This window comes from Erythrobacter epiphyticus (genome assembly GCF_034653295.1).
Taxonomy (GTDB): domain Bacteria; phylum Pseudomonadota; class Alphaproteobacteria; order Sphingomonadales; family Sphingomonadaceae; genus Erythrobacter.
In genome coordinates, this window is record NZ_JAYEEU010000009.1 from 191,583 (window position 1) to 204,249 (window position 12,667).

The 12,667-nt window shown below is 63.1% G+C and carries 11 protein-coding genes; 5 read left to right on the forward strand and 6 right to left on the reverse strand.

The window, feature by feature from the left end:
• Positions 1–2: 2 nt before the first annotated feature.
• From gshB to rsmI, 3 genes are read right to left on the reverse strand one after another with little or no spacing between them, the layout of a single operon-like run.
• A complete protein-coding gene (gene gshB / locus SOQ14_RS11795; RefSeq protein ID WP_322898317.1) occupies positions 3–965 on the reverse strand; it encodes a glutathione synthase in 963 nt (320 codons plus the stop codon).
• Positions 966–975: 10 nt separating this feature from the next.
• The gene (locus SOQ14_RS11800) at positions 976–1,332 is read right to left on the reverse strand and encodes a YraN family protein (protein WP_322898318.1); all 357 of its coding nucleotides are present in this window, start codon (positions 1,330–1,332) and stop codon (positions 976–978) included.
• Entirely contained in the window at positions 1,329–2,189 is an 861-nt protein-coding gene (gene rsmI, locus SOQ14_RS11805) for a 16S rRNA (cytidine(1402)-2'-O)-methyltransferase (protein WP_322898319.1), read from the reverse strand. The genes SOQ14_RS11800 and rsmI overlap by 4 nt, the downstream gene beginning before the upstream one ends.
• 101 nt (positions 2,190–2,290) lie before the next feature.
• Here rsmI and SOQ14_RS11810 point away from each other — a divergent pair, with 101 nt between their 5' ends.
• The 3 genes from SOQ14_RS11810 to SOQ14_RS11820 all read left to right on the forward strand — a co-directional run bounded on the left by SOQ14_RS11810 (position 2,291) and on the right by SOQ14_RS11820 (position 6,449).
• Positions 2,291–3,427 (forward strand): penicillin-binding protein activator, encoded by a 1,137-nt coding sequence (locus SOQ14_RS11810; protein ID WP_322898320.1) that lies wholly within the window; start codon positions 2,291–2,293, stop codon positions 3,425–3,427.
• A gap of 72 nt (positions 3,428–3,499) precedes the next feature.
• A complete protein-coding gene (parE, locus tag SOQ14_RS11815; protein ID WP_322898321.1) occupies positions 3,500–5,491 on the forward strand; it encodes a DNA topoisomerase IV subunit B in 1,992 nt (663 codons plus the stop codon).
• Positions 5,492–5,588: 97 nt separating this feature from the next.
• Positions 5,589–6,449 (forward strand): AAA family ATPase, encoded by an 861-nt coding sequence (locus SOQ14_RS11820; RefSeq protein WP_322898322.1) that lies wholly within the window; start codon positions 5,589–5,591, stop codon positions 6,447–6,449.
• A 21-nt stretch (positions 6,450–6,470) separates the two neighbouring features.
• On the opposite strand, the gene SOQ14_RS11825 is transcribed toward SOQ14_RS11820, so the two are convergent.
• Positions 6,471–7,871, reverse strand: a complete 1,401-nt coding sequence (locus SOQ14_RS11825) for a methyl-accepting chemotaxis protein (protein WP_322898323.1) — start codon at positions 7,869–7,871, stop codon at positions 6,471–6,473.
• A gap of 136 nt (positions 7,872–8,007) precedes the next feature.
• Between SOQ14_RS11825 and SOQ14_RS11830 the strand changes: the two genes are divergently transcribed.
• The gene (locus SOQ14_RS11830; RefSeq protein WP_322898324.1) at positions 8,008–9,192 is read left to right on the forward strand and encodes a vWA domain-containing protein; all 1,185 of its coding nucleotides are present in this window, start codon (positions 8,008–8,010) and stop codon (positions 9,190–9,192) included.
• Positions 9,193–10,050: a DUF817 domain-containing protein gene (locus tag SOQ14_RS11835; protein WP_416232759.1), complete on the forward strand. Its 858-nt coding sequence runs from the start codon at positions 9,193–9,195 to the stop codon at positions 10,048–10,050.
• Here the strand turns inward: SOQ14_RS11835 and SOQ14_RS11840 are convergent.
• Together SOQ14_RS11840 and SOQ14_RS11845 are read right to left on the reverse strand one after the other, a co-directional pair.
• Positions 10,038–11,330: a spinster family MFS transporter gene (locus SOQ14_RS11840; RefSeq protein WP_322898325.1), complete on the reverse strand. Its 1,293-nt coding sequence runs from the start codon at positions 11,328–11,330 to the stop codon at positions 10,038–10,040. The genes SOQ14_RS11835 and SOQ14_RS11840 overlap by 13 nt on opposite strands.
• A 64-nt stretch (positions 11,331–11,394) precedes the next feature.
• The gene (locus tag SOQ14_RS11845) at positions 11,395–12,597 is read right to left on the reverse strand and encodes an exo-beta-N-acetylmuramidase NamZ family protein (RefSeq protein ID WP_322898326.1); all 1,203 of its coding nucleotides are present in this window, start codon (positions 12,595–12,597) and stop codon (positions 11,395–11,397) included.
• Positions 12,598–12,667: the final 70 nt, after the last annotated feature.

Genomic DNA, 12,667 nt, shown 5'->3' on the forward strand with positions numbered 1-12,667 from the left:
CCCTAAGCCTGCATTGCCGCGACGCGGGCCTCGATCGCGTCCCAGATCATTCCCGGCGTGTCGGTGCCGTTGAAGCGATCAATCGCGACAATCCCGGTGGGAGAGGTGACGTTGATTTCGGTCAACCATTGGCCGCCAATGACATCGATCCCCACGAAGGTAAGGCCGAGCCGCTTCAGATCCGGGCCGAGCGCATCGCAGATTTCCTTTTCGCGCGCTGTGAGCTGCGTCGCCTGTGCGCTCCCGCCCATCGCAAGGTTGGAACGGAATTCGCCCTCGCCCGGAATCCGGTTGATCGCGCCTGCCACCACGCCATCGATCAGCACGATCCGCTTGTCGCCCGTCGCCACTTCGGGAAGGAAGGGCTGCACCATATGCGGCTCCGGCCAGGTCTGGTTGAACACCTCGAACAGCGCGGTGAGGTTCTCGCCATTTTCGGGCACGCGGAAGATCGCCTTGCCGCCATTGCCGTGGATCGGCTTCACCACAATCGCGCCATGTTCCGCCATGAAGCGGCGCACCTCGTCGACGCTGCGCGTCACCAGCGTCGGCGGCATGAAGCGGCGGTAATTGAGCACCATCACCTTTTCCGGCGCATTGCGGACTTGGGCGGGATCATTCACCACCAAGGTCTGGTGCTGGATGCGTTCGAGCATATGCGTGGCGGTGATGTAGCCCATGTGGAACGGCGGGTCCTGCCGCATCAGCACGACATCGACATCTGCCCCGAGATCGAGCCGCACTTGTTCACCCCGGGTGAAATGCGCGCCTTCGACCCGCTGGACAGTTACCGGATAGGCATGGGCAAACAGGCGATCATCGGCATCAAGCGTCAGGCTCTCGACGTGGTATTCATAGACCGTGTAGCCGCGCGCCTGCGCCGCCAGCATCAGCGCGAAGGAGGAATCGCCGGCGATCTTGATGCTGTCCAAGGGGTCCATCTGGACGGCGACACGAAGAGTCATGGGGGCTTCCTCAAGGCTGGTAGGCGTTTTCGATGTGGGTGGGCGGGCAGCCCGGTGCAAGCAGGATCACGTCAATGCGCAAATCATCATCCGGCGCGGCGTAATCATAGGCAATGATCTCGGCGGCAGCCGCTACACGGGTGAGCCTGCGTTCGTCTATCGCATCAGCAAGCGCGGCGGCATGGGCGCGCCATTTGACTTCGACAAAGGCCACCAGCGCGCCTTTGCGGGCAATCAAATCAATCTCGCCGCGCGGGGTTTTGACGCGCTCGGCGAGGATGCGCCAGCCCTGGTTGACCAGCCACATGGCAGCTTCGGCCTCGCCCTCGCGGCCGCGCTGTTCGGCCCGTTCGCGCTTCGGACTCATCCGGCTTTGAGCTCCACTGCGCGGGCATAAAGTGCCGCGCGATCCAGCCCGGTGGCCTTGGCCACCTTACCCGCTGCCTTGGCCGGGCTCATCTCGGCGAGCGCTGCGCGCAGCAGCGCATCGCTGTCAAGATCCTCGCACGCCTCGGCGGCGACGGGCGGGCCGACCAGCAGCACGATCTCGCCCTTGGGCGGATGCGCGGCATAATGGGCGGCCAACTCGGCCGCGCTCCCGCGGCGGCATTCCTCGTGCAGCTTGGTGAGTTCGCGCGCCACGGCCATCGTGCGGGTCGGCCAGATTTCGGCCAACGCGCGCAAGCTGCGTTCGAGCCGCGGCGCGGTTTCGTAGAAGATCAGCGTGGCTTCCACCCCGGCAAGCCCGGTGAGGGTATCAGCCCGCGCCTTGTCCTTGACCGGCAGGAACCCGGCAAACAGGAACCGATCATTCGGCAGGCCCGCCAGCGTCAAACCGGCAATTGCCGCACAGGCACCGGGAATGGTGGTAATGGCAATGCCTGCCTCGCGCGCCTCGCTTACCAAGCGGTAGCCGGGATCGGAGATCAGCGGTGTGCCTGCATCGCTCACCAGCGCAACAGCCTGTGTCTGCGCCAGCGCGATCAGCCGCGCGCGTGCCGCATCCGAAGCGTGATCATCATGGCGTTGCAGGCGGGCAGCAATGCCCAGATGCTTCAGCAGCTTGCCCGTAACCCGCGTATCCTCGCACGCAATCACATCTGACCGCCGCAGAACGTCAATTGCCCGCAGTGTGATGTCGCCAAGATTGCCAATCGGGGTCGCAACAATATAGAGCCCTTTTTCGAGGGGCTGGGATTGGTCTGCGGCGGGCGCTGGTGTCATCACGATGCAAGCCTTGGCGCAAGGCCCTGACGGGAGCAAGGATGAAGCGCATGGGTTGGTCGCAATCACGGGCTGCAACGCCCAACCAGAAGGCTCGCATGATGAGCCGTCGTCACGTCACGCTGGCAGGGCTCGCCATGCTGATGGCCGGGTGTCAGGTCATTCCCAAGGCCCCTGCCCTGCCGCCGCCTGCGCCGACGCCTGAACCCAGCGCCACGGCGCTGCCCGCCGATCAGGGCCGCCACCGGATCGCGCTGTTGCTGCCGATGAGCGGCGAGACCGGCGCGATCGGCCAGACCATTGCCAATGCCACCACGATGGCGCTGCTCGATACCAATGCGAGCAACCTGCGCATCACCACCTATGATACCGCCAAGGGCGCGAGCGTCGCGGCGCGGCAGGCGGTAGCCGATGGCAACAAGCTGATCCTTGGCCCCTTGCTTGCCGATAGCGTGCCCGCCGTGGTCGAAGCGACGCGGGGCAGCAAGATCCCGGCGATCAGCTTTTCCAATGATACCAGCGTTGCGGGCGGCAGTGTGTTCGTGATGGGCCAGATCCCCGAACAATCGATCCGCCGCACCGTGCAATTTGCCCGTACCCGCGGATCAAACCGCTTTGCCGTGCTCGCACCCGAAGGCGATTATGGCCAGCGTTCGATCTCGGCGCTGGAAAATGCCCTACGCGATCTCGGCGGCGCGCTGGTCGCCCGGCAAAGCTACACCCGCGGCAACACCTCGATTGTCGGCGCCGCTTCGCGGCTGCGCACGGCGGGCGGCTATGACACCGTGCTGATTGCTGATGGCGCGCGGCTGTCGTTGCAGGCCGCAGGCGAATTGCAGCGCGGCGCGCGGGCGCGGATCCTCGGCACGGATCTGTGGTCGGGTGACGCTGCGCTGGCTGGCGCACCCGCGCTCAACGGGGCGATGTTCTCCGCCGTGTCGGACCAGCGCTTCCGCCGCTTTGCCGAAAGCTACGAGGCGCGCTTCGGAGCCAAGCCTGCTCGTGTGGCGACGCTCGGCTATGATGCCGTGCTGCTGACCTTGCGGGTCGCGCGCAGCTGGAAGGTCGGCAGCGATTTCCCGCAAAGCCAGCTTTATGATGCCGGCGGGTTCCTTGGCGTCGATGGCGCCTTCCGCTTCGGCCGCAGCGGCGTGATCGAGCGGGCGCTCGAAGTGCGCGAAGTGCGCGGGCGCGAAGTGGTTGAAGTCGATCCTGCCCCGCAAGGCTTTGGGGGATAAGCGCGCGGGCGCTGGCACAATCGACGCCAGGGCGACTTGTGAGAGCGATCCCCCACCGCCTATATCAGGCGCATGTCTGACGATCTGTTTGCCGGAACGCCCGCATCAAGCGGCGATTACAACGCTTCAGCCATCGAAGTGCTCGAAGGGCTGGAGCCGGTGCGGCGTCGTCCCGGCATGTATATCGGCGGGACGGATGACCGCGCGCTGCACCACCTCGCCGCTGAAGTGCTCGACAATGCGATGGACGAAGCGGTGGCGGGCCATGCCACGCGCATCGAGATGCGGCTCGAAGAAGGCAACCGGCTGATCATTTCCGATAATGGCCGCGGCATTCCGGTTGACGAACATCCCAAGTTCCCGGGCAAATCGACGCTCGAAGTGATCCTCTCCACCCTGCACTCGGGCGGCAAGTTCTCGGGCAAGACCTACGCCACCAGCGGCGGCTTGCACGGCGTCGGGGTGAGCGTGGTCAACGCGCTGTCGGTGCAAACCCGCGTCGAAGTCGCGCGCGAGCGGCAGCTTTACGCGCAGGAATTCTCGGCGGGGATCACGCAGGGGCCGTTGCAACATCTCGGCGCAGCGCCGAACCGGCGGGGAACCACGGTGAGCTTCGTTCCGGATCCCGAGATTTTCGGCGACAAACAGTTCAAGCCCGCACGCCTGTTCAAACTCGCGCGGTCCAAGGCCTATCTGTTTGCCGGGGTAGAAATACGCTGGAAATGCGCGCCCGCCTTGGCGAGCGCCGATGTGCCCGAAGAAGCGGTGTTCAAATTCCCCGGCGGGCTGGCCGATCACCTCGCCGAACAGGTCGGCGCGCGCGAATGTGTCACCGCCCAGCCCTTCACCGGGCGGCAGGACTTCGCGCTCGACGAAGAAGGCCAGTCGCGCGGCCGCGCCGAATGGGCGATTGCCTGGCCGCTATACTCCGACGGCTCGACAAGCTGGTATTGCAACACCGTGCCCACCCCCGATGGCGGGACGCACGAGCAGGGCCTGCGCATGGCCCTGACGCGCAGCCTCAGAGCCTTTGGCGAGCTGGTCGGCGCGAAAAAGGCCAAGGACATCACGGCCGATGATGTGATGACCGGCGCGGAAGTGATGCTGTCGGTCTTCATCCGCGATCCGCAGTTCCAGTCGCAGACCAAGGACCGTCTGACCTCGCCCGAAGCCGCGCGCCTTGTCGAAGCCGCGATGCGCGATCATTTCGATCACTTCCTCACCGACAATATGGAGCGCGGCAAGGCGCTGCTCGGCGAAGTGATGGAGCGCATGGATGAGCGGCTGAAGCGCAAGCAGGAACGCGAGATCAAGCGCAAAACCGCGACCAACGCCAAGAAGCTGCGCCTGCCCGGCAAGCTCACCGATTGTTCGGGCGAAGGTGGCCGCGAAACCGAACTCTTCATTGTCGAAGGCGATTCCGCGGGGGGCAGCGCCAAGCAAGCACGTGACCGCAAATCACAGGCGATCCTGCCGATCCGCGGCAAGATCCTCAACGTCGCCAGCGCGACCGCCGACAAGATCCGCGCCAATTCCGAAATCGCCGATCTCGCACTCGCGCTCGGTTGTGGCACCCGCAAGGACTGCGATGCCGATCAACTGCGCTATGATCGTATCATCATCATGACCGATGCGGATGTTGACGGCGCACATATCGCCACGCTGCTGATGACTTTCTTCTTCCAGGAAATGCCCGAAATCGTGCGGCGCGGGCACCTGTTCCTTGCCCAGCCTCCGCTCTACCGTCTCACTGCGGGCAAGGAGAGCCGCTATGCCCGCGATGATGCCCACCGCGCCGAACTGGAAGCCACGGTGTTCAAGGGCAAAAAAGTCGAAGTGTCGCGCTTCAAGGGTCTTGGCGAAATGAACCCGCAGCAATTGCGCGAAACCACCATGGCACCCGAAAGCCGCAGCCTGATCCGCATCACGTTGCCGCAGGAATTCGAACAGCGCGCCGGTGTCGCCCGGCTGGTCGACGAGTTGATGGGCCGTAACCCCGAACACCGCTTCAACTTCATCCAGAACCGCGCGGGCGAGATTGATCGCGATCTGATCGACGCGTGATCCGCGCTGGCAAAATGATGCAGCGCGAAGGCCTTGCGCCCCGGCGCAGGCGCCCTTATCGCTGGCGCCACCGCCAATCAGTCTCACAGGAAAACTTATGACCGATCAGCCGCAGCGTTTTGAAGGCACCAGCAATTACATCGCCACCGATGATCTCAAGGTGGCGGTCAACGCGGCAGTGACCTTGCGCCGTCCGCTGCTCGTGAAGGGCGAACCGGGCACCGGCAAGACCGTGCTGGCGCACGAGATTTCCAAGGCGCTCAATGCCCCGCTGATCGAATGGAACATCAAATCCTCGACCAAGGCCCAGCAGGGCCTCTACGAATATGATGCCGTGGCCCGCCTGCGCGATGGGCAGTTGGGCGAAGAGCGCGTCCACGACATCCGCAATTACATCAAGAAGGGCAAGCTGTGGGAAGCCTTCACCTCGCCCCAGCTTCCGGTGCTGCTGATCGACGAGATCGACAAGGCAGATATCGAGTTCCCGAACGACCTGCTTCAGGAACTCGATCGGATGAGCTTCGACGTCTACGAAACGCAGGAGCGGATCGAGGCCAAGGAACGCCCGATCGTCGTCATCACCTCGAACAACGAAAAGGAGTTGCCCGACGCTTTCCTGCGCCGCTGCTTCTTCCACTACATCAAGTTCCCCGACCGCGAGACGATGCAGGACATCATCGACGTCCACTTCCCCGGCATCCAGAAGGTGCTGGTGAAGAAGGCGATGGATATCTTCTACGACCTGCGCGAAGTGCCGGGGCTGAAGAAGAAGCCCTCGACCAGCGAATTGCTCGACTGGCTGAAGCTGCTGCTGAACGAGGATATGCCGCTCGAGGTGTTGCAGGATGCCAACCCCAACAGTGCGATCCCGCCGCTGCACGGGGCGCTGCTCAAGAACGAGCAGGACATCATGCTGTTCGAACGCTTGGCCTTCATGGCGCGCCGCAACCCTTCATAAGGGCTGCTGCGCGCATCGCGATCAATCGAAGCTGTAGGCCAGTTCGAAATCGCCCCAGCGGCGGCCATTGATCACCAGCGGCACATTGACATTGCGCACCACCAGATAGTTCTGCCCGTCGCCTTCCTGGCGATAGACCGCCATCATGTAGGGGGCCTGGCTCGCCTTGGCCTTGCGATCAATCGGCGCGAGGATGATCCGGCCATTGCGGCAATATTTGGTGTCATGCGCGAGATCACCGGTCGGCATGCGCGAGCGTTCGGTCAGGTGGGTCGGCAGAAAGCCGTTCATGTCGGTGCAGGCCGCGGCGAGCACGCGGCTGTCACCCGCTTTGGCGCTATCGAGGAAGGGCCGCCATTCGCGGTGCGCCCAATCCGAAAGCCGGGTGCGGAAGCGCGGCGGGTTTGATCCGCTGATCGGCTCATAATCTGTATCGAACAGATCAGCCATGCTGAGCGCGCCGCTCGCCAGCGCGGCTTCGGTATGGACAGTAAGCTCGGCGGCAAGCTGCTGCGCGCGCACCACCATGGCGCTGTCTTCGGGCGACAAGCCGGCTTGGACGATGCCATCGAACATCTCGCTCGCGGTCATTTCGAGCTCTTCCATGCGGTCCTTGGCGCCATCGAGCTGCGCCTCGTTGCGCCGCGCCGCACCATCGAAGCTGACGAGCACACCCTGCACCTTGCCGACATGATCGCTGATCGTCGCCGTGGCGCGGGCGATCACATCATTCTGCTTGTCGACTTCTTCCACCAGCGCGCCGACACTGGTGATGGTGGTTTCAATCCGCGCGACCGAAGCCTTGGCCGCATCGCTCGCCTTTGCTCCCGCTTCGATACGGGCGATCACTTCACCGGCTTCGCCATCCAGCGTCTGGATTGTCTGGGTGATTTCCTCGGTCGCCTTGCGGGTGTCGCTGGCAAGGCTCTTCACCTCGCTCGCCACCACCGCAAAGGTGCGGCCCGCATCGCCTGCCCGCATCGCCTCGATCGTGGCGTTGAGCGCGAGAATATTCGTCGTCTCGGCAATATCATCAATATGCTGCGCGCTGCGCCGCACTTGTTCCATCGCCGCGGAAAAGCTCGTCACATGCTGGCCCAATGCGTCGACCAGTTCGAGCAAGGTGTTGATCTGCGCCAGCGAGGACTGGATCAGCGAGGTGCCTTCGCTGAGGCGTTCGATGGCGCGCTCTGACAGCAGGCGCGCTTCATCGCTCGCTTCGGCCACCTTGGATTGATCGGCTTCGAGCGCCGCCACGGTATCGCGCAGCGCATCATGTTCGGCGCGCAGGGTTTCGGACGACTGGATCACCGCTTTCACCACGCCTGCAACGTCGGTGCAGCCCACTGTCACCGCCCCGCAGCTTTCCGGAATCTTCGCAAGTGCGAAGGCATTGGCGGTATCAAGCGAGATCGGTTTCATTCCAGCAGTCCCCTATGTCCCCGCCGGACTTAGAGCGCGATGGTTAGCGCGCGGTTAAGCCCGCATCGCTTTGCTCGCAGAAATGCCAGCGTTTGTGCTCTGGTCAGGCGCTGCGGCGCGCGCTATCTCTCAGGCCATGTTTTTCAATTTCGTCGACGAATTGCGCGCCGCTGGCATCGGGGCCAGCTTCAAGGAGCACCTCACCTTGCTGGAGGCGCTCGACAAGGACGTGATCGAACAGACGCCCGAGGCGTTTTATTACCTCTCCCGCGCCACCTTCGTGAAGGATGAAGGCCTGCTCGACCGCTTCGATCAGGTGTTCCACAAGGTGTTCAAGGGGATCATGACCGATTACGGCCAGAACCCCGTCGATATCCCGGAAGATTGGCTGAAGGCCGTCGCCGAAAAGTTCCTCACGCCCGAGGAGATGGAGAAGATCAAATCCCTCGGCGATTGGGACGAGATCATGGAGACGCTCAAGAAGCGGCTCGAAGAACAGGAAAAGCGCCATCAGGGCGGCAACAAGTGGATCGGCACCGGCGGCACCTCGCCCTTCGGCAATTCGGGCTACAATCCCGAAGGCGTGCGGATCGGCGGGGAGAGCAAGCACGGCCGCGCGATCAAGGTGTGGGAAAAGCGCGAGTTCAAGAACCTCGACAACACCAAGGAACTGGGCACCCGCAACATCAAGATGGCGCTGCGCCGCTTGCGGCGCTTCGCCCGCGAAGGCGCGCAGGATCAGCTTGATCTTGATGCCACCATTGCCGGCACCGCCAAGCAGGGCTGGCTCGATATTCATATGCGCGCCGAACGCCGCAATGCGGTGAAACTGCTGCTGTTCCTCGATGTTGGCGGGTCGATGGATCCCTTCATCAAGCTGGTCGAGGAATTGTTCAGCGCCGCCACGGCAGAGTTCAAGAACCTTGAATTTTTTTACTTCCATAACTGCCTTTACGAAGGCGTGTGGAAGGACAACAAGCGCCGCTGGCAGGAACGCACCAAGACCTGGGACGTGCTCCACAAATACGGGCACGATTACAAGATCGTGTTCGTGGGCGATGCCGCGATGAGCCCCTACGAAATCACCCATCCGGGCGGCTCGGTCGAGCACATGAACGAAGAGGCGGGCGCGGTGTGGCTCCAGCGGGTGACCAACACCTACCCCGCCACCGTGTGGCTCAACCCTGTGCCGGAAAAGCAGTGGAACTATTCGCAGTCGACCAAGATGATCAAGCAGCTGGTCAATGACCGGATGTATCCGCTGACGCTCGAAGGGCTCGATGCCGCGATGCGGGAGCTGAGCCGGAAGCACGGGGCTTGATTGCCTCAGCCTGACATTCGCCACACCCGCTTCGAAGCCGTCCGCCTCCGGCTCGAAGCCTTCGATCCCGGCGCGGGGTGGCGGCTGTGGGTCTATGAATTCCTGCTGTTCGGTTTCAAGCAAGGCTGGGCTTGCCTGTTCGGTGGCCTGCTGCTCGTGCTGCTGCTGGGCACGCACCTATTCTACCCCGACAGCGCGCCGCTCCACCGCTATGATTTCCTGACGTTCGCTGCCATCGCCATTCAGGCCGGGATGCTCGCCTTCCGGCTCGAGACATGGCGCGAGGCGCGCGTCATCCTCATCTTCCACGTTGTCGGCACGGTGATGGAACTGTTCAAGACGCAGGCCGGATCATGGACCTACCCTGAAGCGAGCGTGCTCCACATCGGGGCTGTGCCGCTGTTCTCGGGCTTCATGTATGCCGCCGTGGGGAGCTACATTGCGCGGGTTTGGCGGATCTTCGATTTCCGCTTCTCCGGCTACCCTCCCGCTTGGATGACATGGCTGCTGGCGGCGGCGATCTACATCAACTTCTTCACTCACCACTACACCATCGACATCCGCTGGGGCCTGTTTGCCGCCACGGCAGTGATCTTCTGGCGGACCCGCGTGCACTTCAGGAACTGGCGCGCGCACCGCTGGATGCCGCTGCTGGTCGGCTTCGGGCTCGTTGCACTGTTCATCTGGTTTGCCGAGAATATCGCCACCTTCGCCAATGCCTGGAACTATCCGGGGCAGGAGAAAGAGTGGCAGATGGTCAGCCTCGCCAAATATGGCAGCTGGTATCTGCTGATGCTGATCAGCTTCGTGCTGGTGACGCTGGTGCAACCCGTGAAAGAACCCGATCAGCCTTTCTGATCGAGCTCCTCATTGAGCCGCAGCCCGCAGCGCCAGAAGAAGAACGCCGGCACCAGTCCGAGCAGCGCCGCACCGTAGAGCACATAGCGCACGCTTTCGGCGCCATAGGCCGGTTGCAACCAGTCCGACAGCATCCCGAAGAACAGCGGCCCCAGCCCCAGCCCGATCAGGTTCTGGAAGAACAGCAGCGTGGCTGCCGCAATCGCGCGGGCGCGCAGCGGGACAAGCCCTTGCGCGGCGGAATAGGTCGGCCCGTAATAGAAGGAATTCATCACGGTCGGCACGAATAGCAGCACCAGTGCGAGCGGCCAGCTTGGCGCGTGATAGGCCGCCAGCGCCAGCGGCACCGCCAGCGCCATTCCGATGGCAGGTGCGCTCAACACATGGCGCCGGTTCTTCGCGCCAAAGCGATCCGCCAGATAACCGCCGAGCCACGTGCCAAGCATCCCGCCGAGCCCGCCGATCAGCCCGAACCACAGGCCCACCTGTCCCGGGGTCAGATCATGGGTGCGCTGGAAAAAGATCGTCGTCCATGTGGTCTTGCCGTAAGACAGGAACGCCGCGGCAGAGCCCGCGCAGAGCAGCAGCACAAAGGCGCGCGAACGCATCACTTCGGCAACGGCCTGCCCCAGCGGGAGCGCGGCGGGCTGGCTTTGCCCGCGCAGGATTGCTGCCGCATCCGCCTGACGCGGGTCTTTGAGAACGAACCACACCACCAGCGCCAGCGCCACGCCCGGCAGGCCGACAATCACGAAAGCCTCGCGCCAGCTCATCAGATCAGCCAGCGTGCCGCCAATGATCATGCCCATCAGCGTGCCGATAGGAATTCCCAGCGAATAAAACGCCAGCGCTGACGATCGCTTTGCCGGCGGAACCATATCGCTGATCAGCGAATGGGCTGGCGGCGTGCAGCCCGCCTCGCCCACGCCCACACCGATGCGCGCCAGCAGGAGTTGCACGAAATTCTGCGCCAGCCCGCACAGCGCGGTCATCGCCGACCACAGGCCAAGCGCCACCGCGATCAGTTTCGGGCGGCTCGTCGTGGCGCGATCAGCAAAGCGTGCGATCGGTATGCCGAGCACGGTGTAGAACAACGCGAAGGCCAGCCCGGTCATCAAGCCAATCTGGGTGTCGGAAAGCTTGAGATCGCGGGCAATCGGCTCGGCGAGGATATTGACGATCTGCCGGTCGATAAAATTGAAGATGTAGACGATCAGCAGAATCCATAGCGTCACCCTGACCGAACGGGTGCCGGGCATGCTGCCCGCGGTGGTTGCCATGATATCTCTCTCCCCTCACCGGCGGCTTTGGCGCCGCATCTTATGATCTGTCTGGCCTTGGGGCTCAGCCGTAAAGCAGCACGTCGCGGACATCGGCGATCCAAGCCGCTTCATCCTGTGACGCCATGACGTCAAGATCGTGCGGCGTCGCCGCGCTGTCATCAACCCATCGGCGCAGCGCAGACCCGCCATTGATGACGTCAATCGCCAGCCGATCACGCTCGTATTCGTAAGGGAAATCGCGCCAGATCGGATAATCGGGATAAAGCACACGGATCGCCTTGAACGCGAGCGCCTGCAACCGCCACGGGCGGAAAGCGTCGTGCCCATAAAAGCCACCTTCAGCGTGGATCATCAGGGCGTTACACAAGGTTCCTGCGTGCTTGTGGAAAGTCGGTTCGAACCAGCATTCGCGCAAGGCACAGCCCGCCAGCCATTCCGGTGCAAGCTGGCGCATCACCTTGAGCACGCCGCCCGCCGCCACATCGGGCGCGCCGAACAGCACTTCGAGCGGACGGGTGGTGCCACGCCCCTCTGACAGCGTGGTGCCTTCGATCATCACGGTGCCCGCATAGCTGCGCGCCATGTTGAGATTGGCGGCGTTCGGCGATGGATTGATCCAGATGCGCGATGCTGGCCAGCCATACCCATCCGAATCATCAGGGCGCCAGCCCTCCATCGCCACCACCTTGTAGGCGACATCAAGGCCGAAATGCCGAATGAACCAGTGGCCCATTTCGCCCATTGTCAGCCCATGGCGCATCGGCATGGCCGCCGCGCCGACAAAGCTTTCCTGCCCTGGCACCAGCAAGGTGCCTTCGACCGGACGCCCGGCGGGATTGGGCCGATCCAGCACCCACACTTCCTTGCTGTGCTTCGCTGCCTCTTCGAGCAAGTAGAGCAGTGTGGTGACGAAGGTGTAGATCCGGCAGCCGAGATCCTGAAGATCGAACAGGAACACATCTGCGCTCGCCATCATCTGTGCGGTCGGCCGCCGCACCTCGCCGTAAAGCGAGAAGATCGGGATGCCGTAACGGGGATCGATCTCGTCCGCGGTCTCGATCATGTTGTCCTGCTTGTCGCCCTTCAAGCCGTGCTGCGGGCCAAAGGCACTGGTGATGTTCACCCCCGCCCCGATCAGCGCATCAAGGCTGTGATCGAGCTGCGCTGTCACGCTCGCCGGGTGTGCGATCAGCGCGACGCGGCGGCTGTCCAGCTGGCGAAGCAAGGCAGGATCGGTGAGGAGGCAATCAATTCCGAACTTCATGTTCGCAGGGTTGGATGAGCAATCACGCAAAGGCAATGGCAATCGCGCCGATCGTCCCCATATGGTGATG

Bases quoted from the DNA above. Each gene is read 5' to 3' on its own strand.
- rsmI (WP_322898319.1), bottom strand. From the start codon at position 2,189: ATGACACCAGCGCCCGCCGCAGACCAATCCCAGCCCCTCGAAAAAGGG.
- SOQ14_RS11845 (WP_322898326.1), bottom strand. From the start codon at position 12,597: ATGAAGTTCGGAATTGATTGCCTCCTCACCGATCCTGCCTTGCTTCGC.
- SOQ14_RS11800 (WP_322898318.1), bottom strand. From the start codon at position 1,332: ATGAGTCCGAAGCGCGAACGGGCCGAACAGCGCGGCCGCGAGGGCGAG.
- SOQ14_RS11830 (WP_322898324.1), top strand. From the start codon at position 8,008: ATGTTTTTCAATTTCGTCGACGAATTGCGCGCCGCTGGCATCGGGGCC.
- SOQ14_RS11810 (WP_322898320.1), top strand. From the start codon at position 2,291: ATGAGCCGTCGTCACGTCACGCTGGCAGGGCTCGCCATGCTGATGGCC.
- SOQ14_RS11820 (WP_322898322.1), top strand. From the start codon at position 5,589: ATGACCGATCAGCCGCAGCGTTTTGAAGGCACCAGCAATTACATCGCC.
- SOQ14_RS11840 (WP_322898325.1), bottom strand. From the start codon at position 11,330: ATGGCAACCACCGCGGGCAGCATGCCCGGCACCCGTTCGGTCAGGGTG.
- SOQ14_RS11825 (WP_322898323.1), bottom strand. From the start codon at position 7,871: ATGAAACCGATCTCGCTTGATACCGCCAATGCCTTCGCACTTGCGAAG.
- gshB (WP_322898317.1), bottom strand. From the start codon at position 965: ATGACTCTTCGTGTCGCCGTCCAGATGGACCCCTTGGACAGCATCAAG.
- parE (WP_322898321.1), top strand. From the start codon at position 3,500: ATGTCTGACGATCTGTTTGCCGGAACGCCCGCATCAAGCGGCGATTAC.